We start from the raw sequence: 18,561 nt of genomic DNA on the forward strand, positions 1-18,561 counted from the left end.
CGCCGCCCGCTGCGGGGGCCGCCGCGGCGCGGGCCGCGGTCACCAAGGGGATGCCGGCCGCGCCGCCGGAGCTGGCGGCGCTGATCGGGGAGCGCGAGTCGCACCTGCGCAGGCATCCGCGGGACGCCGCGGCCTGGGCGGTGCTCGGGACGGCGTACGTGGAGCAGGGGCGGCGCGCCGCCGATCCGGGGAACTACCCGAAGGCGGAGCGGGCGCTGCACACCTCGCTGCGGGTGCGGGCCCGCGGCAACGCGGCGGCCCTGGACGGTCTGGCGGCGCTGGCGAACGCGCGGCGGGACTTCCGGGCGGCGCGCAAGTGGGGCGAGGCCGCGCTGAAGGCGGACAGCGAGCGGTGGACGACGTATCCGCTGCTCATCGAGGCGTACACCGGACTCGGTGATCTCAAGGCGGCCCAGCGGACCCTGGACCGGCTGCGGGAGCTGCGGTCGGGTCCGGCCGTGAAGGCCCGCGCGGCCACCCTGTACTGGGATCTGGGCTGGCGCGAGGACGCGGCGGCCCAGCTGTCGGACGCGGCGGCGGCCGCCGGTTCGGCCGCCGAGCGGGCGGCGTGGCTGGAGCGGGCCGGGCAGCTGGCGTGGGAGCGCGGGGAGCGGGAGGCGGCGCTGCGCCACTTCCAGGAGGCGCTGCGCACCGACCCCGATCAGCGGGTCGCGCAGGCCGGGCAGGGCAAGGTGCTGGCGGCGCTGGGCCGGACCTCGGAGGCGCTGACCGCGTACCGGGCGGCGCTGGCCAAGCGGCCGGCGCCGGAGCACGCGCTGGAGCTGGGCGAGCTGTACGAGTCGCTGGGGCTGGACCAGGCGGCGCGGATCCACTACGACCTGCTGCGGGAGCGGGTGCGGGCGGCGGCCGCGGGCGGCGCGGACGAGGAGCTGGTGCTGGGCGTCTTCGAGGCGGACCACGGGGACGCGAGAGCCGCGGTGCGGCGGCTGCGCGCGGAGTGGCGGCGGCAGCCGTCGGTCGCGGTCGCCGACGCCCTGGGGTGGGCGCTGCACCGGGCGGGCGAGCACAAGGAGGCGCGGAAGTTCGCGGTGCGGGTGACCGACCGGCAGAAGGGGATCGGGGTGCGCAGCGCCCTGTACGCGTACCACCGGGGGATGATCGAGCGGGCCCTCGGCCATGAGGGCGCCGCCCGGCGTCATCTCCAGGAGGCGCTGCGCCTGAACCCCTGGTTCTCCCCGCTGCACGCGCCGCGCGCGCGGACGGCTCTGCGGGAGCTGGGCGAACCGCCCGTGGAGCCGCTGCCGCGGGGAGTGCTGGCGCCGGAGTAGCCCCGGCGGCAACGGCTGCCGATGGCGGCTACAGGTTGCCGCGCTTGGCCTGCTCGCGTTCGATCGCCTCGAACAGGGCCTTGAAGTTGCCCTTGCCGAAGCCCATCGAGCCGTGGCGTTCGATGAGTTCGAAGAAGACGGTCGGGCGGTCCTGGACCGGCTTGGTGAAGATCTGCAGCAGGTAGCCGTCCTCGTCGCGGTCGGCGAGGATCTTCAGTTCGCGCAGGGTGTCGATGGGCACGCGGGTCTCGCCGACCCACTCGCCGAGGGTGTCGTAGTAGGAGTCCGGGGTGTCCAGGAACTGCACGCCGTGCTCGCGCATGTGGCGGACGGTGGCGACGATGTCGTTGGTGGCGAGCGCGATGTGCTGGACGCCGGGGCCGTTGTAGAACTCCAGGTACTCGTCGATCTGCGACTTCTTCTTCGCGATCGCGGGCTCGTTGATCGGGAATTTCACCTTGCGGGTGCCGTCCGCGACGACCTTCGACATCAGCGCCGAGTACTCGGTGGCGATGTCGTCGCCGACGAACTCCTTCATGTTGGTGAAGCCCATGACCTTGTTGTAGAAGGCCACCCACTCGTTCATCCGGCCGAGTTCGACGTTGCCGACGCAGTGGTCGATGGCCTGGAAGGTGCGGCGCTCCGGCGGGGCGACGATCGGGGCGGCGGCGGCGTAGCCGGGCAGGTAGGGGCCGTCGTAGCCGGTGCGCTCGACCAGGGTGTGGCGGGTCTCGCCGTAGGTGGCGATGGCGGCGAGGACGACGGTGCCGTGCTCGTCCTTCAGCTCGTACGGCTCGGCGACGCTGCGGGCGCCCTGCTCGATGGCGTGCGCGTAGGCGGCGCGGGCGTCCGGCACCTCGATGGCGAGGTCGATGACGCCGTCGCCGTGCTCGGCCACGTGCTCGGCGAGGAAGTGGCCCCAGGGGGTGGCGGGCTTGATGACCGAGGTGAAGACGAACCGGGCGGAGCCGTTCTCCAGCACGTAGCTCGCGGTCTCGCGGCTGCCGTTCTCCGGTCCGGAGTAGGCGACCAGCTTCATGCCGAAGGCGGTGGAGTAGTAGTGCGCCGCCTGCTTGGCGTTGCCCACGGCGAAGACGACCGCGTCCATTCCCTTGACCGGGAAGGGGTCGGCCTGCCGGGCGGTGTCGGGAGTGTGGTGTGTGGTCTGCGTCATAGCCGAAGCCTGGCCCCGCTCTGCAAGGTGCGCAATAGTTTGCGTATTCACTGGGCAGTCTGCTCAGTCGTACGGCCGTATCGGCGGACTTTCTGTACAGGATGCCCACCCTGTGGGCGGGTGGGAGGGCTCGGCATGGCGATCGATCATCTGGACGGGCGGATCATCGTGCTGCTGGCGCGCGAGCCGCGGATCGGGGTGCTGGAGATGTCCCGGCGGCTGGGCGTGGCGCGCGGCACCGTGCAGGCGCGCCTGGACCGGCTTCAGTCGAACGGAGTCATCCGCGGCTTCGGCCCGCAGGTGGACCCGGCGGCCCTCGGCTACCCGGTGACGGCGTTCGCCACCCTCCAGATCCGGCAGGGGCAAGGAGCCGACGTACGGGCCCACTTGGCGACCGTGCCGGAGGTGCTGGAACTGCACACCACCACCGGGACGGGCGACATGCTGTGCCGTCTGGTGGCCCGCTCCAACGCCGATCTTCAGCGGGTGATCGACCGGGTCGTCGGTTTTGATGGCATTGTCCGGGCCTCGACCGCGATCGTGATGGAGAACCCCGTTCCGCTGCGGATCATCCCGCTGGTGGAGCAGGCGGCGCTGCCGACCGAGCCGTCGGGCCGGGCCCGGGAAGGGACGTCCTAGCCGTGGGGTGAGCGATGTGAACTTCTGGGAGTACCTGGGCAGTCGCCACCAGCAGTTGCTCGCCGACGCCGGGCAGCACGCGAGCGCGGTCTTCCAGTGCATGGTCGTGGCCACCGTCCTCGGGGTGCTGATCGGGGTGGCCACCTACCGCAGCGACTGGGCCGGCAACCTGGCCACCACGGCGACCTCCACCCTCCTCACCATCCCGTCGCTCGCCATGATCGGCCTGCTCGTCCCGGTCGTCGGCCTGGGCGTGCCGCCGACCGTGATCGCGCTGACCCTGTACGGGCTGCTGCCGGTCGTGCGGAACGCGATCGTCGGCCTGCGCGGCGTCGACCCCGCGCTGGTGGACGCCGCCACCGGGATCGGCATGTCGCGGCTGTCCCGGCTGGTGCGGGTGGAGCTGCCGCTGGCCTGGCCACCGATCCTCACCGGCATCCGGGTCTCCACGCAGATGCTGATGGGCATCGCCGCCATCGCCGCGTACGCCTCGGGACCCGGCCTCGGCAACGAGATCTTCCGCGGGATCGCCTCTCTGGGCAGCAGGAACGCGCTGAACCAGGTCCTCGCGGGCACCCTCGGGATCATCGTCCTCGCCCTGCTCTTCGACGCCGCGTACGTCCTGATCGGACGGCTGACCATCCCGAGGGGGATCCGTGCCTGAGAACACCCCGACCGGCGGCGCGACCATCGAGCTGGAGAACCTGACCAAGCGCTACCCCGGCAACCCGGCGCCGTCGGTGGACAACGTCAGCATGGAGATCGGCGCGGGCGAGACGGTGATCTTCGTGGGGCCGTCCGGCTGCGGCAAGTCGACCACCCTGAAGATGATCAACCGGCTGATCGAGCCGACCAGCGGCCGGATCCGCATCAACGGCGAGGACGTCACCGACATCGACCCGGTGAAGCTGCGCCGCAAGGTCGGCTACGCCATCCAGTCCGCGGGCCTCTTCCCGCACATGACCGTCGCCCAGAACATCGGGCTCGTACCGAAGATGATCGGCTGGTCGAAGTCCCGCATCCGCGACCGGGTCGAGGAGCTGCTGGACCTGGTGGGCCTGGACCCCGGCGAGTTCCGTGGCCGCTATCCGCGCCAGCTGTCCGGCGGCCAGCAGCAGCGCGTCGGCGTGGCCCGCGCACTGGCCGCCGACCCGCCGGTGCTGCTGATGGACGAGCCGTTCGGCGCGGTCGACCCGATCACCCGCGACCACCTCCAGGACGAGCTGATCCGGCTCCAGCACGAGCTGCACAAGACGATCGTGTTCGTCACCCACGACTTCGACGAGGCGATCAAGCTGGGCGACCGGATCGCGGTGCTGCGCGAGCGCTCGCACATCGCCCAGTTCGACACCCCGGAGGCGATCCTCACCAACCCGGCGGACGACTTCGTCTCCGGCTTCGTCGGCGCGGGCGCCGCGCTGAAGCGGCTCAACCTCACCCGGGTCGGCGAAGTGGAGATCACCGACTATCCGACGGTGAACGTCGACGACGCCCTGCAGGACATCTTCGACAAGCTCCGCCGCAGCGGCACCAACGAGATCCTGCTGCTGGACAGGCGGGGCCGGCCCTACAAGTGGCTGCGGCGCGGCGACCTGATGCGCGCCAAGGGGTCGCTGGCCCGCGCGGGCACCCTCGTGCACGACACGGTGACCCGGGACGCCACCCTGCGCGACGCCCTGGAGGCGGTGCTCACCGACAACGCCGGGCGGGTCGCGGTGACCGGGCGGCGCGGCGAGTACACGGGGGTCGTCGACGTGGAGACGCTGATGAACTCCATGCACGAGCTGCTGGAGGCCGACCGGCTGGACGCGATGGAGCACCGGCACGAGCTGGAGGAGGCGCGCGAGGAGCTGACGCACGCCGAGCGGGAGGGCCGCGGAGGGGAGGCGACGGCGTGACGAGCGCACCGGACCGCGGGCGCCGCCCCGAGGGCGAGCACGAGGTCAGAGGGCTGCCGTTCCGGGACGACGGCGAGGCCGAGGCGGAGCCCGTCCCGCATCTGCGAAGCCCGCAGCCACGCCGCATCGGCTGGCGGAAGCTGACCTTCCTGCCCGCCTTCCTGGTGGCGCTGCTGCTGGCGACCTGGCTGTGGTTCGACCAGGCCGACCTGGACACCATCTCCGAGAACGCGCTGTCCGGCGGTCAGGTCTCCAAGGCGCTGTGGCAGCACGTCCAGCTGACGGTGATCTCCACCTTCTTCGTGCTGATCATCGCGATCCCGCTGGGCATCCTGCTGACCCGCGGGGCGATCCGCAGGGCGACGCCGGTGGCGATGGCACTGGCCAACATCGGCCAGGCGACCCCCGCAATCGGCTTGCTCGCCCTGCTGGTGATCTGGCTCGGCATCGGCCGCCGGGCCGCCCTGATCGGCATCATCGTCTACGCCGTGCTGCCGGTGCTGTCGAACACCATCGCGGGCCTCAAGGCGAACGACCCGACCCTGCTGGAGGCGGCCCGCGGCATCGGCATGTCCCCGCTCGGGGTGCTCACGAAGGTGGAACTGCCGCTGGCGGTGCCGCTGATCCTGGCGGGCGTGCGCACGGCGCTGGTGCTGAACGTGGGCACGGCCACCCTGGCGACCTTCGGCGGAGGCGGCGGCCTCGGCGTGCTGATCACCACGGGCATCACCAACCAGCGGATGCCGGTGCTGGTGCTCGGCTCGATCCTCACGATCGCCCTGGCCCTGCTGGTGGACTGGCTGGCCTCGCTGGCGGAACTGCTGCTGCGCCCGCGGGGACTGGAGGCGGGGACATGAGACGGCGGATGTGTCTGCTGCTGGCGGGCGGACTGCTGACCGCGGCCTCCGGGTGCGGGCTGACCAGCGGCTCCCCCATGGCCGACGACGTGCGGCCGGGAACGATCGGGCGGGGCGAGCCGCTCAAGGGCGCCGATCTCACCGTGACGTCCAAGTCGTTCACCGAGCAGCTCGTCCTCGGCGCGATCCTGGGCATCGCCTTCGAGGCGGCCGGCGCCGAGGTCCTCGACCGCACCGGGATCCAGGGCTCCATCGGCTCCCGCGAGGCCGTCCGCAAGGGCGACGCGGACGCCGTGTACGAGTACACCGGCACCGCCTGGATCACGTACCTCGGCAACCCGGATCCCATCCCCGACCCGGACGAGCAGTGGCGGGCCGTGCGCGACGCCGACCGGAAGAACGGCCTGACCTGGCTGGCGCCGTCCGCCCTGAACAACACCTACGCCCTGGCCATGAACCGGGCCAACTTCGAGAAGTACGGCACGAAGACGCTCTCCGACGTCGCCGCGCTCGCGAAGAAGGACCCCGGCGCGGTGACGCTGTGCGTGGAGGGCGAGTTCGCCAACCGGGCCGACGGGCTGCCGGGGATGCAGAAGGAGTACGGGATGGACGTCCCGGCGGGCCGGATCACCCAGATGGACACCGGCATCATCTACACCCAGGCGGCGAAGGGCAGTTGCACCTACGGCGAGGTCTTCACCACCGACGGGCGGGTGAAGTCCATGAACCTGGTGGTGATGGAGGACGACAGGAAGTTCTTCCCGAACTACAACGCGGCGCCGGTGATCAACACCAGGACGCTGAAGGAGTGGCCGGCGATCACCGGCGTCCTCGACCCGATCACCAGGAAGCTGAACAACGACGTGGCGCAGGACCTGAACGCCAAGGTCGACGTGGACGGCGAGGACCCGCACCAGGTCGCGCTGGACTGGCTGGTCGCGGAAGGGTTCGTGAAGCAGGGCTGACCGGGGCGGCGGCCCGGCTCAGCAGGACGGCACGGCCTTGCCGGAGTCCAGCGCGACCAGCGACCGCACGGCGCCCTCGAGTGTGGTCACCGGGATCAGCCGCAGCCCCTTCGGCGCCTCCGCCTTCGCGTCCGCGCACTCGTCCCTCGGCACCAGGAAGACGGTCGCGCCGTCCCGCCGGGCGGCCTGCGTCTTCAGGGCCACGCCGCCCACGGCGCCGACTTCCCCGTCGGCGGTGATCGTGCCGGTGCCGGCGATCGTACGGCCGCCGGTGAGGTCGCCGCCGCGGCCGTCGCCGTCCAGCTTGTCGACGATGCCGAGCGAGAACAGCAGCCCCGCGCTGGGGCCGCCGACGTCCGCCAGCTCCAGGTCGACGTCGATGTCGTCGTCGGAGCGGCCGAGGTAGTTCAGCGCGGCCGCGGTCGCCGCGTCCTGCGACTGCCGCATCTGCTTCGCGTTGAACTCCTCGATCTCCTTCACGTTTTCGCCGCTCGGGTAGACGGCGTCCAGCGGCATCACGGCCCGGTCGGAGCGGAACCAGCCGTCGAGCAGGTCCGCGAGCGACACCCGCACCTCCGGGCCGGTCGCCACGATCGTCGTCATCCGCAGCTCGCCCCGCGTGTCCCGGACCGGCGCCCCCGAGATGGTGATCACCGGGGTCCCCTTGTTCTTCCCCAGCACATCCGCCGTCGACCCCGGCTGCGCCACCGCGAACGGCAACGGCGCGAACACAGCGGTCGCGACCAGCGCCACGACGGGCACCGAACAGACGGCGAGGGCCTGGGAACGCGTGAGACGAGAGAGCACGGAGTCAATCTAACGCGATGCTGCGCAACCGCCCCCGCCCAGCCCCCGCACCGGGCGCCGTACCAGGGGGCTCGCCGATCACGCCGGGCTGATCGACGAGACACCCCCTAGCGCAGGGCCTCCGCGACCTCCCTCGCCGCCTCGACCACGCGGGCCCCCACCCGCTCCGGCACCGCGTCGGCGAGCATCACGACACCCACGCTGCCCTCGACCCCGGTGACCCCGAGCAGCGGCGCGGCGGCGCCGCTCGCCCCCGCCTCCAGCTCGCCGTGGGTCAGCGTGTAGCCCGGGTCGCCCGTCGGCTTGGCCCGCGCGGCCAGGATCGCCTTGCCCGCGGCGCCCCGGTCCAGCGGATGCCGGAAGCCCGCCCGGTAGGCCACGTGGTAGTCCGTCCAGGTCGGCTCGACGACGGCGACGGCCAGCGCCTCCGCCCCGTCCACCAGCGTCAGATGCGCCGTCGCCCCGATGTCCTCGGCCAGCGACCGCAGCGCCGGCAGCGCCGCCTCCCGTACCAGCGGATGCACCTGGCGGCCCAGCCCCAGCACGCCCAGCCCCACCCGGGCCCGTCCGCCCAGGTCACGGCGGACGAGTGCGTGCTGCTCCAGCGTGGCCAGCAACCGGTACACCACGGTCCGGTTCACGCCCAGTCTGGTGGATAGCTCGGTGACGGTCAGCCCGTGGTCCGTGTCGGCCAGCAGCTTGAGGACGCGCAGTCCTCGGTCGAGCGTCTGAGAGGTCTCCGCGGTCACGACGCCCACTCCTTAGTGGTGAGGTCGGCAGCCCTCCCTCGCGGCGGATGCGTCGCCGAGTCCCGTCAGCGACGCGCTGGTAGAGGCTGCCGATCGGCTGGCGGCCCGGCCTTGTTCCGGGCCGCGTCGCTACACGGCTGCGCTCCGCGGCGGCGCTGCCACGGGGCGTGTGCGTAGCGGGACAGTAGCGAGCCGGTCCGCTCAGCGGAAGGCTCCGTCCAGAATCCGGGCATGAGTCGATACGACGTGCCGTGACATATCCCGATACGTACGGCGCGCGGCTCCCCACCGCACGCCCCGCCGCCTACGCGCTGCCGCTCACCCCCCGCGGCTTGCCCCGCCCGCCTCGGACGCCGAAGCTTGCGGGGGCGGGGCAGACCGTGGGAGGCGTCGAAGGCCCGCGGGGAGGCGGGGAAGACCGCGGTGGGCGCGGAAACCCGCGGGAGGCGGGGAAGACCCCGGTAGGTGCGGAAACCCGCGGGGGGCGGCGAAGGCTCGCGGCAGGCGTGGAAGACCCGCGGGAGGTGGCGAAGGCTCGCGGCAGGCGCGGAAGACCCGCAGGGTGGCGCGGAAGGACCCGCGGGAGGCGGCGAAGACCCGGTGGGCCTACCGCATCCGCGTGGCCCACTCCTGCACCTTGGCGATCCGCTGCCGCAGCTGCCCCGCGGTGGCCTCCGCGGCCGGCGGCCCGCCGCACACCCGGCGCAGCTCGGTGTGGATGACCCCGTGCGGCTTGCCGCTCTGGTGGACGTACGCGCCGACCATCGTGTTCAGCTTGCGCCGCAGCTCCATCATCTCCTTGTGCGAGACGACGGGCCGCCGCTCGGCAGGCAGTTCCAGCAGGTCCGCCTCGCTGTCCGGCTTCTTCTTGCTGTGCGCGATCTGCCGCGCCTGCCGCTTCTGCAGCAGCAGCTGTACCTGCTCGGGTTCGAGGAGTCCGGGGATGCCGAGGTAGTCCTGCTCCTCCTCGCTGCCCGGGTGCGCCTGCATGCCGAACTCGGCGCCGTTGTACATGACCCGGTCGAAGACGGCGTCGGACTCCAGCGCCTCGAACGGCAGCATGTCCTGCTCGCCGGTGTCCTCGTCCTGCTGCTTCTCCGCCTCCTTGAGGAGCTTGTCCTCCTCGGCGTACGGGTCCTCCTCGCCGTCCTTCTTCGGCTTGTCGAGGACGTGGTCGCGCTCGCGCTCCATCTCGTTGGCGAAGCCGAGCAGGTCCGGCACGGTCGGCAGGAACACGGACGCGGTCTCGCCCCGGCGCCGAGACCGCACGAAGCGCCCGACGGCCTGCGCGAAGAACAGCGGCGTGGAGATCGTCGTCGCGTACACGCCGACCGCGAGGCGCGGCACGTCGACGCCCTCGGACACCATGCGGACGGCGACCATCCACCGGTCGGTGTTGTTGCTGAACTCGTCGATCCGGTTCGACGCGCCCGCGTCGTCGGACAGGACCAGGGTCGCCTTGTGGCCGGTGATCTCGCGGATCAGCTTGGCGTAGGCGCGCGCGGAGTCCTGGTCGGAGGCGATGACGAGGGCGCCCGCGTCCGGGATCGCCTTCCTGACCTCGGTCAGGCGCTGGTCGGCGGCGCGCAGCACGGCCGGCATCCAGTCGCCGCGCGGGTCGAGCGCCGTACGCCAGGCCTGGCTGATGGCGTCCTTGGTCATCGGCTCGCCGAGCCGGGCCTGGATCTCGTCACCGGCCTTGGTCCGCCAGCGCATGTTGCCGCTGTAGCTGAGGAAGATCACGGGGCGGACGACGCCGTCGGCGAGCGCGGAGCCGTAGCCGTAGGTGTAGTCGGCGGCCGAGCGCCGGATGCCGTCCGGGCCCTCCTCGTACGTCACGAAGGGGATCGGGTTGGTGTCCGAGCGGAACGGCGTACCGGTCAGGGCGAGGCGCCGGGTCGCCGGCTCGAACGCCTCCAGGCAGGCCTCGCCCCAGGACTTGGAGTCACCGGCGTGGTGGATCTCGTCGAGGATGACGAGGGTCTTGCGCTGCTCGACGCGGTTGCGGTGCAGCATGGGCCGTACGCCGACACCGGCGTACGTCACGGCGACGCCGTCGTACTCCTTGCCGAGCGGCCCGGCGCTGTACTCGGGGTCCAGCTTGATCCCTATCCGCGCGGCGGCCTCGGCCCACTGCTTCTTCAGGTGCTCGGTGGGCGCGACCACGGTCACCTGCTGCACGACGTGGTGGTGCAGCAGCCAGGACGCGAGCGTCAGCGCGAAGGTCGTCTTACCGGCGCCGGGGGTGGCGACCGCCAGGAAGTCTCGCGGCTGCTCCTGGATGTACTTCTCCATCGCCCCCTGCTGCCAGGCACGCAGCTTGCTGGCGGTGCCCCAGGGGGCGCGGCCGGGGAAGGCGGGCGAGAGGTGGTGCGAGGAGGAAGCGGCGGTGGTAGTCACGGTCTCCGTCGTGGGGGTCGAGCGGCTCGGCTACGTATGACAACCGGGCCACCCTACCGGCGGGCCGCCGCCGTCAACGCGCGAACCAGGCCGGGTCGCCCGAGGGTGGGACCCACGTCACAACACCCTCGGTGACGGCGGTGGTGACTCACCGTTCCCGCACCCTGGTGGTGACCCAGGCGCCCAGCAGGGCGACCGCCGCCATGGGCAGGAAGACGGCGGCGAAGGCGGCGGGGTGGGAGGCGGCGCCGGCGGCCTCGGTGGTGGAGTGGGCGACCGTGCCGCCGCCGAGCGCGGCGAAGGCGGCGCCGCCGGCCGCGAGCAGGATCACATTCGACAGGCCGTCGGATATCTGGAGCGCGGCCGAGTTGCTGCCCGCTTCCTCGGGCGCGGACAGGTGGAGCAGCAGGACACTGGTGGAGGAGATCACCAGGCCCATGCCGAAGCAGCCGAAGCCCCAGGCGACGGCCACCGTCCACACCGGCACGGCCTCGATCAGCACGCTCGGCGCGGTCGCGATGGCCGCGGCCACCAGCACCATGCCCAGCGTCATCAGCCGGTCGCGGTACGGCTCCACGCGGGACCGGGACTGCACCCACGAGCCGAGCGCCCAGGTCGCGCCGCCCGCGGCGAGCGAGAACCCGGCGAGCGTGGGCGTGAGGCCCCGCTGGGTGACCAGCATCAGCGGCACGAACGACTCGGCCGCGATGAACGAGCCCGCCGCGACGCCGCGCAGCAGCACCACGGACGGCAGCCCGCGCGCGGCCCGGTAGGTGCCGCGCGGCAGCAGCCCGAGCACGGCGGGCACGAGCAGGGCGGCACCGGCCGCGCCGGGCAGCAGGGAGAGCCAGCGCAGGTCCTGGGCGGCGTACTGGAGCAGCCCGGCGCCCAGCGAGATGCCGAGCGCGAGCCGGATGCGCCGCGCGTCGAAGGAGGCGGCGTCCTTCGACCCGTCGACCGGGCCGCCCGCCCGCCGCCGGATCTGGGGCAGCGCGAGGGCCAGCGGAAACACGACGAGCACCGGAATGCCGACGAACACCCAGCGCCAGCCCAGCTGCTCGGTGACCGCTCCCGCGGCGAGCGGTCCGACGATCGACGGCACGACCCAGCCCGCGGCGAACGCGGCCATGATCGCGGGCCGCAGCCGCTCGGGGTAGGCCCGGCCGACGACGACGTACAGCGCGACGATGACGAGTCCCCCACCGAACCCCTGCACGGCCCGCCCGAGGATGAACAGCCACATCACCCCCGCGGTCCCCGACAGCAGCAGCCCCGCCGCGAAGGCGGCGATACCGCAGGTCAGCGGCGACAGCGGGCCGCGCCGGTCCGACCACTGCCCGGCCAGCACCATGCCGAACAGACTGGTCGTGAAGTACGCCGAGAACGCGAACGCGTACAGCGACACCCCGTCCAGCTCCCGCGCCGCCACCGGCATCGCGGTCCCCACGGCGGTCGCCTCGAACGCGATCAGCACCACGACGGAGACGATCCCGATACTCAGCGCCCGGTAGGACCGCCCGAGAACACCTCCGCTCGCGTGACTCGGCGGCTCGGATGCACCCGGTGTGTGGACGGGATCTGCTGCTGCGTCGGCGACTTCGGCGTCGCGCGGATCGAGGGCGGCCATGTCCGTCAGAGTAAGGGGCTCGGAGCTGTTTGACCCCTGTCGGGAGGCGGTGATCACCTCAGCCCTTGGTCGTACGCCCTCCGCGCCCCGTTCATGAACGGCGTGTGGCAGTCGCGTTGCAGGGCCCCCGGACCCCTTGAGCCCCCTCCCCACCCCGCCCTACGGTCGACGCAACACGTTGGCCGTGTGCCCGAGTGGTTGAGGGGCTCGCCTGCAAAGCGAGTTACGCGGGTTCGATTCCCGCCACGGCCTCTATGCCTCCCATTGCCTCCGTGCCACCCGCGCGCAACAGGCACAGGGCCAGGACCAGTTCCGAGACGTCTCGGTTCAGGGGGTCCAGGCGGGCGTCCGGTTCGGTCCAGCGGAGGATTTCACCGGTGGTGCCCTCGACCACCAGGCCCGCGTCTCCGGTGATGCGGCCGAGGCGTATCAGGCGGTCGGCGTCCTGCGGGAGTTGGTCGAGGGGGAAGTCGCCCGTGTACTCCTCGTCGGTGTAGAACTCCGTGAGGGTCGGCAGCGGGAGGTCCGTGTCCAGGGAGAACAGGGCCTCGTCCTCGGGCAGACCCGTCTCGCGCAGGAAGCGGCGGGTGGGTTCGTGGGTGAGCGTCGCGGGGAAGTCGACGTCCTCGAAACGGACCACGCGGCCCGCGCCGAACTCCTGGTCCAGCAGGCGCGCGGGCAGGTCGAGGGCGAGGCCCGATGCGGTGGCCGGGGTGCTGATCGCCGTGACGACGGCGCCGGTCGTGCTCATGGGAAGAACACTACGCGGCGCCACTGACAATCGCCCTGACCAGGGCGAACAGCGCGATTCCGGGACCTATGGGGCCGGGGTCGTCACCACCGCCGCCTGCGGGCGGATCGGCAGCCGGTTCACCGGGCGGCCCGTCGCCGCCCGCACCGCCGACGCGATCGCCGCCGGCGAGGCCACCACGGGCACCGCGCTGACCGCCTTGGCGCCGAACGGCGCGACCACGTCCCGCTCCTCGACCAGCTTGACGATCCGGATGTCCGGCGCGTCCAGGGCCGTCGGCAGGGCGTAGCCGGTGAGGTCGGGGTGCCGTATCACGCCGCGCGGGGTGCGCAGGTTCTCGGTGAGCGCGATGCCGACGCCCTGGGTGACGCCGGCCTCGATCCGGGCCGCCAGCTGGGCGGGGTTCAGCACCCGGCCCACGTCCTGCGCGACGGCGAGCTCCACCACGCGGACCGAGCCCAGCTCGATGTCGACGTCGACCACCGCGCGGATCGCGCAGAAGGCGAGGCCCACGAAGGCGTCGCCCTGCCCGGTGGCGTCCAGCGGCTCGGTCGGGTGCGGGCGGCACTGCGCGGTCGCCCACAGCTCCTTGCCCTCCAGTGCCTCGGCGACCGTGGTCGACAGGACACCGTCGTAGGACGTGATCTTCCCGTCGGCGACCTGGAGCAGCTCGGTGGACATGCCGAACTTCTGCGCCAGCGGCTGGAGGAGCTGCGCACGGACCATCTTGGCCGCGCGCTCCACGGCGCCGCCCGAGACCCAGGTGTGCCGGCCGCGGCAGCCCGCGCCCGCCGGGGGCTGGTCGGTGTCGACGGGCGCCACGTGGACCTCGTCGACGCCCAGGATCTCCTGGACGATCTGCCGGGCCAGCGTGGAGAATCCCTGGCCGGTCTCGACGGCCGCGCACAGCACCGTCGCCACCCCGTCCTGGACCTTCACGGTGGCCGTGGAGACCTCGTCGGCGCCCTCCGCGCCGAGCATGTGCACCATGCCCAGGCCGTAGCCCACGCCCCGGCGCACCGCGCCCGGCTCGCCCGCGCCCTCGGGGCCGCCGGGCAGCAGCCACTCCTCCTCGGGGGTGTCCTTCGGCAGCGGCGGCAGGGGGAAGTCCCGCACGGCCTGGAGGAGTTCGGCGACCGGCGCCGGGCAGGTCACCGTCTGGCCGGTGGGCAGGACGTCGCCCGTCGCCATGACGTTGCGCAGCCGCAGCTCCGCCGGGTCGATGCCGAGCTTCTTCGCGAGCTTGTCCATCTGCGCCTCGTACGCGGCGCAGACCTGCATCGCGCCCTCGCCGCGCACATGGCCGGAGGGCGGGTTGTTGGTGCGCACCGCCCAGCCCTCGATGAAGGCGTTGGGCACGACGTACGGTCCGCAGGCGAACGACACGGCCGCCGCCAGCGCGTCGGACGAGGTGTCCGCGTAGGCGCCCGCGTCGAGCAGGATCTGCGCCTCGACCTTCACCAGCCGGCCCTCGGCGTCCGCGTGGTGGCGGTAGCGCAGCAGGGTGGGGTGGCGGTGGGCGTGCCCGAGGAAGGACTCCTCGCGCGTGGCGGTGAGTTTCACCGGGCAGCCGGTCTTCAGCGCGAGCAGGCCGAGCGGCAGCTGGAAGCCCTGGTCCTCGCGGTCGGCGGTGGCGCCGGGGACGCCGGTGACGACGACCTTGACGCGTTCGGGCTCCAGGCCGTAGCAGGCGGCGGCGGTGTCGCGGTCGGTGTGCGGGTCGGTGGAGGCCACGTACAGCTCCACGCCGCCGTCCGGGCGCGGTACGGCGAGGCCCGCCTCGGCGCCGATGGGCGCCGGGTCCTGGCGGCCGATGCGGTACAGGCCTTCGACGACGACCTCGCCGTGCGCCTGCGGGTCGCCGTGGCGCAGCGGGATGTGCCGGATCAGGTTGCCGTCGGGGTGCAGCGGCTCCGCCTCGAAGGCCTGCTCCGGGTCGGTGACCGGGTCGAGGACCTCGTACTCGACGATGACGGCCGCGGCGGCCATCCGCGCGGTGTCCGGGTGGTCGGCGGCGACGGCGGCGATGGGCTCGCCGTGGTGGCGCACCACGTCGGAGGCGAAGACGGGGCGGTCGGCCTTGCCCCGGCCGTACAGCGGTCGGCCGGGCACGTCCTCGTGGGTGACGACCGCGCGGACGCCGGGCATCGCGCGCGCGTGCGTGGTGTCGATCGACGTGATGCGCGCGTGCGCGTGCGGGGCGCGCAGCACGGCCGCCCACAGCAGGCCCTCGGCCCACAGGTCGGCCGCGTACGGGAAGGTGCCCTCGGTCTTGGCGCGCGCGTCGGCGGCGGGCAGGGAGGAGCCGAGGCCGTGCGGGATCGGCTCCGGGGCGGGGCCGGCCTCCGCGGCGCCGGCCGCGGTCGCGGTGGTCGCGGTGGCGGCTTCGTTGCTCACGCCTGGCCTCCGTCCTGTCCCTGTCCTTGTCCGTACGGCGGTTGGTGCGGCTGGTGCGGCGGCTGCTGGGGGTGCGCCTGCTGCTGGTGGTGGTGCGGGTGGTCGTGCGATCCGAACGCGTCGAACGCCGACGGGTTGACGCTTCCGGCGCCCGGCCCCGCCTGGTGCGGGATACGGGCGTCCTCGGCTCCGTGTTCACCGGCCTCGGCCGGGTCCCCGGCGTCGGCGGCGGAGTGCGCGTCGCGTTCGGCGACGACCTCCTTGACGGCCTCGACGACCCCGCGGTAGCCGGAGCAGCGGCACAGGTTGCCGCACAGCGCCTGGCGGGTCTCCAGCTCGGTCGGCGCGGGGTTGCCCTCCAGCAGGTCGTGCACGGTCATCGCCATGCCGGGCACGCAGAACCCGCACTGCACGGCGCCGCACCGGGCGAGCGCCCGCTGCACGTCCGAGGGCTGTCCGTCGACGGCCAGGCCCTCGACGGTGCGGACCTCGCTGCCGGCGGCGGTCACGGCGGGCACCAGGCAGGAGGCGACGAGCCGCCCGTCGACCTGCACGTTGCACGCCCCGCACTCGCCCTGCGAGCAGCCGTCCTTGGCGCCCGCGAGCCCGAGCCGCTCGCGCAGCACGTACAGCAGTGACTCGCCGATCCACGCGTCGGTGACGGGGCGGTCGCTGCCGTTGACGCGCAGCACGTACGACGCGAGGGGGTGCTCGTCGGCCGGGGGCGCGGGGGGTCCCTCGGCGGGCGCGGAAGCGGTGTCCCGCGCGGGGTCCGGTTCCGGGTCCGCCGGTGCCTGGTCCTGCTCCGCGGGGGCCGCGGCCCCGGCGTCCGGGTCCGCGGCTTCCGGGGGCGCGCCTTCGGCGGAGGCGGCCTCCGAGGGGCCGGCCTCTTCCGCCGCGCCGTTCTCGTCGGTGGAGGGCTGGGGCGGGGTGGCCGAGGCGGCCTCCGCGCGGGGGGCCTGTCCGGCCTGCGGGGCGGACCCGGGCTCCGCGTCCGGCTGTTCGCCGCCCTGCGCGGCGTGGTCCGGCCGCTGGTCGGTGTGCGGGGTGTAACCCGCCTCGCCGCCCGGCGGTACCTCGCCCTGCGCGGCGTAGTCCTGCCGCTCGTCGGTGTACGGCGCGTACCCGTTCTCCGGGGACGTCTCCGCGAGCCCCTCCGTGGCGTCCTGCGCGCCCGTGGAGCCCTCCGTGGCCGTCCCGCCCGCCTCGGCGGCGCCAGGAGCCTCAGCGGGCCCGGAGAGGGCCTCAGGGGCGCTCTCGGCGGGCCCGGCGAACGGGGCCGCGCCGGGGGCCGTGTCCGGGGCCGTCCCGGTCTGCGGGTGGTGTCCGGCGTACGTGCCGTGCGCGGGCGTGCCGCCGTCCCCGGCCGTCGCCTCCTGCGCCCACGGCAGGCCCGCGCCCTGTGTCGCCCAGGGGGCGGGCGCGCCGCCGGGCAGGGTGGGGGGCGGGGTGCCGCCCCACTGCTCGACCAGGGCGGACGTGGTGAACTCGCCGGACTCGTCCGGGAGGTCGCCCCCGGCGACGGGGATCGACCACTGGCCGGTCACGTCGTGGCCGGGCGCGGGCGGCGCCTCCGCCGTCTCGGCGGTGCCGGTCGCCCCGGCCGTCTCGTCGTACGTCTCGTAGGTCCACTGCCCGGTCGCGCCGGGCTCGTAGGTGAACCGGTCGTGCCCGGCGTCCTGCTGGGGCAGCGCGTTCGGGTCGGGCCACTGGACGCCGTCCGCGGGCATGGACCAGGTGCCGGTGGCCGCCGGGTCGGTGCCCGCGGTGGTGGCCGGGGTGACCGTTATGGGCGGGGGCACATAGCCGTGGCCGGGCGCGGCCAGCGGGCTGTCGGAGGAGGCGAGCAGCGCGTCGATGCCGCCCTCGGGCAGCTTCACGAACGCGGTCGCGCCGTCGTCGTAGTCGCCCTGGGGCAGCGGGTCCCAGCGGCCGCCGCCCGGGGGCGTGCCCTCTCCGTGCCGGTCCGCGTGCTGGTCGTCGGTCACGACAGCGCCCTCCCCAGTGCTCGTCGGGCCAGCGCGGCGACGGTGCGCCGCAGGTGCAGTACGGCGGGCGGCAACGGTGTCACGGAGCCGTCCTCGGCGGGGGCCGGGTCGGGGATGCAGGCCGCGGCGACGTACTCGCCGAACGCGTGCAGCGCCTCCGGCACGATCGCGCGGTCGTTGTCCCAGTCGATCAGCTGGGCGACCCACTGCTCGGCCTCCAGGGGGCGCAGCGGCATCGGCGCTATGGCGCCCACCGCGCAGCGCACGCCGCGCCGCGCGGGGTCGAGGACCAGGGCGACGGAGGCGACGGCCCGCCCGGGGCCGGTGCGGCCGGTCGCCTTCAGGAAGACCTGCGGGGCGTGCAGCAGCGGCACGCGCACGTACCCGATGAGTTCGCCGCCGCGCAGCATGTCCATCCCGGCCAGCAGGTGCGACACGGGGATCTCCCGGCGGGCGCCGCCCGGACCGGCGATGACCAGCGTCGCCTCCAGGGCGGCCAGCACCGGCAGCGCGTCGCCGGTGGGCGCGGCGGAGGCGATGTTGCCGCCCAGGGTGCCCGCGTTGCGGATGTGCGGCGGACCGGCGGCGCGCGCGGCGGCGGCGAGCGCGGGGATCAGGGCGGCGAAGTCGGGGCGGCCCATCCGCGCGTGGGTCAGGCCCGCGCCGAGCAGGGCGTGGCCGTCCAGGTACTGCCAGCCGCGGATCTCGCTGATCCGGCCGAGACCGACCAGTCCGGCGGGCCTGAGCTGCCCGGAGTTGACGGCGGTCATGAGGTCGGTGCCGCCCGCCACCGGGACCGCGGCGGGCATCGCGGTGAGCGCCGCCACGGCCTCGTCGAGCGTGGCGGGCAGGGTGACGGCCTGCGCCGCCTGCGGTGCGTGCGTGGTCAAACCGGCTGCCCCTTCCCGCTGCCCCACCTGGTCCCGCCTGTGCTGCCGTACGGTACGTGCTGACAGGGCGGACGTGGCAACTCTGGCACATCTTCGCAGGGCCCGGACGCGGGGGTCCGCTAGGAGGCAT

General features: G+C 73.6%; 14 protein-coding genes, 1 tRNA gene and 1 pseudogene. 7 read left to right on the forward strand and 9 right to left on the reverse strand.

The window, feature by feature from the left end; translation table 11 throughout:
* Positions 1-1,289: tetratricopeptide repeat protein (locus AB0K92_RS25980; RefSeq protein ID WP_365926641.1), on the forward strand; the 1,289-nt coding region annotated here is incomplete at its 5' end.
* A 28-nt stretch (positions 1,290-1,317) separates the two neighbouring features.
* Here the strand turns inward: AB0K92_RS25980 and hppD are convergent.
* Positions 1,318-2,463 carry a 4-hydroxyphenylpyruvate dioxygenase gene (gene hppD, locus AB0K92_RS25985; protein WP_365926643.1) on the reverse strand — a complete coding sequence of 382 codons (1,146 nt, stop codon included), beginning with the start codon at positions 2,461-2,463 and terminating at the stop codon, positions 1,318-1,320.
* A gap of 135 nt (positions 2,464-2,598) precedes the next feature.
* Here hppD and AB0K92_RS25990 point away from each other — a divergent pair, with 135 nt between their 5' ends.
* The 5 genes from AB0K92_RS25990 to AB0K92_RS26010 are packed head-to-tail and all read left to right on the forward strand — an operon-like array spanning position 2,599 to position 6,822.
* Positions 2,599-3,102 carry an Lrp/AsnC family transcriptional regulator gene (locus tag AB0K92_RS25990; protein WP_365926645.1) on the forward strand — a complete coding sequence of 168 codons (504 nt, stop codon included), beginning with the start codon at positions 2,599-2,601 and terminating at the stop codon, positions 3,100-3,102.
* A 16-nt stretch (positions 3,103-3,118) separates the two neighbouring features.
* Positions 3,119-3,766: an ABC transporter permease gene (locus AB0K92_RS25995; RefSeq protein ID WP_365926714.1), complete on the forward strand. Its 648-nt coding sequence runs from the start codon at positions 3,119-3,121 to the stop codon at positions 3,764-3,766.
* Entirely contained in the window at positions 3,759-5,000 is a 1,242-nt protein-coding gene (locus AB0K92_RS26000) for a betaine/proline/choline family ABC transporter ATP-binding protein (protein ID WP_365926647.1), read from the forward strand. Before AB0K92_RS25995 ends, AB0K92_RS26000 begins: the two co-directional genes overlap by 8 nt.
* Entirely contained in the window at positions 4,997-5,857 is an 861-nt protein-coding gene (locus AB0K92_RS26005; RefSeq protein ID WP_365926649.1) for an ABC transporter permease, read from the forward strand. Before AB0K92_RS26000 ends, AB0K92_RS26005 begins: the two co-directional genes overlap by 4 nt.
* Entirely contained in the window at positions 5,854-6,822 is a 969-nt protein-coding gene (locus AB0K92_RS26010; RefSeq protein ID WP_365926651.1) for a glycine betaine ABC transporter substrate-binding protein, read from the forward strand. Before AB0K92_RS26005 ends, AB0K92_RS26010 begins: the two co-directional genes overlap by 4 nt.
* Positions 6,823-6,840: 18 nt before the next feature.
* Here AB0K92_RS26010 and AB0K92_RS26015 read toward each other — a convergent pair whose 3' ends face one another.
* From AB0K92_RS26015 to AB0K92_RS26030, 4 genes are all read right to left on the reverse strand, one after another.
* Positions 6,841-7,629, reverse strand: coding sequence for a S16 family serine protease (locus AB0K92_RS26015; protein WP_365926653.1), 789 nt, complete (start codon positions 7,627-7,629; stop codon positions 6,841-6,843).
* A gap of 107 nt (positions 7,630-7,736) precedes the next feature.
* Positions 7,737-8,378, reverse strand: a complete 642-nt coding sequence (locus AB0K92_RS26020) for a helix-turn-helix domain-containing protein (RefSeq protein ID WP_165999190.1) — start codon at positions 8,376-8,378, stop codon at positions 7,737-7,739.
* Between the two features lie 606 nt (positions 8,379-8,984).
* Positions 8,985-10,778 (reverse strand): DEAD/DEAH box helicase, encoded by a 1,794-nt coding sequence (locus tag AB0K92_RS26025; protein WP_365926655.1) that lies wholly within the window; start codon positions 10,776-10,778, stop codon positions 8,985-8,987.
* 148 nt (positions 10,779-10,926) lie between these two features.
* Positions 10,927-12,405, reverse strand: a complete 1,479-nt coding sequence (locus tag AB0K92_RS26030) for an MFS transporter (protein ID WP_365926657.1) — start codon at positions 12,403-12,405, stop codon at positions 10,927-10,929.
* A gap of 180 nt (positions 12,406-12,585) precedes the next feature.
* Between AB0K92_RS26030 and AB0K92_RS26035 the strand changes: the two genes are divergently transcribed.
* Positions 12,586-12,657: transfer RNA gene (locus tag AB0K92_RS26035), tRNA-Cys, on the forward strand.
* Here AB0K92_RS26035 and AB0K92_RS26040 read toward each other — a convergent pair.
* The 4 genes and pseudogenes from AB0K92_RS26040 to AB0K92_RS26055 form a co-directional block, all read right to left on the reverse strand.
* Positions 12,629-13,126 (reverse strand): annotated as a pseudogene (locus AB0K92_RS26040) (SUKH-4 family immunity protein); the annotation flags it as partial. The gene AB0K92_RS26035 and the pseudogene AB0K92_RS26040 sit on opposite strands and share 29 nt — an antisense overlap.
* A gap of 96 nt (positions 13,127-13,222) precedes the next feature.
* Positions 13,223-15,553: a molybdopterin cofactor-binding domain-containing protein gene (locus AB0K92_RS26045; RefSeq protein WP_365926659.1), complete on the reverse strand. Its 2,331-nt coding sequence runs from the start codon at positions 15,551-15,553 to the stop codon at positions 13,223-13,225.
* Positions 15,550-17,541, reverse strand: coding sequence for a 2Fe-2S iron-sulfur cluster-binding protein (locus tag AB0K92_RS26050; protein ID WP_365926661.1), 1,992 nt, complete (start codon positions 17,539-17,541; stop codon positions 15,550-15,552). Before AB0K92_RS26050 ends, AB0K92_RS26045 begins: the two co-directional genes overlap by 4 nt.
* Complete coding sequence (locus tag AB0K92_RS26055) at positions 17,538-18,431, reverse strand: FAD binding domain-containing protein (RefSeq protein ID WP_365926663.1); 894 nt, start codon at positions 18,429-18,431, stop codon at positions 17,538-17,540. Before AB0K92_RS26055 ends, AB0K92_RS26050 begins: the two co-directional genes overlap by 4 nt.
* Positions 18,432-18,561: the final 130 nt, after the last annotated feature.

This window comes from Streptomyces sp. NPDC052687, from assembly GCF_040678395.1.
In the GTDB taxonomy this organism is placed as follows: Bacteria; Actinomycetota; Actinomycetes; order Streptomycetales; family Streptomycetaceae; genus Streptomyces.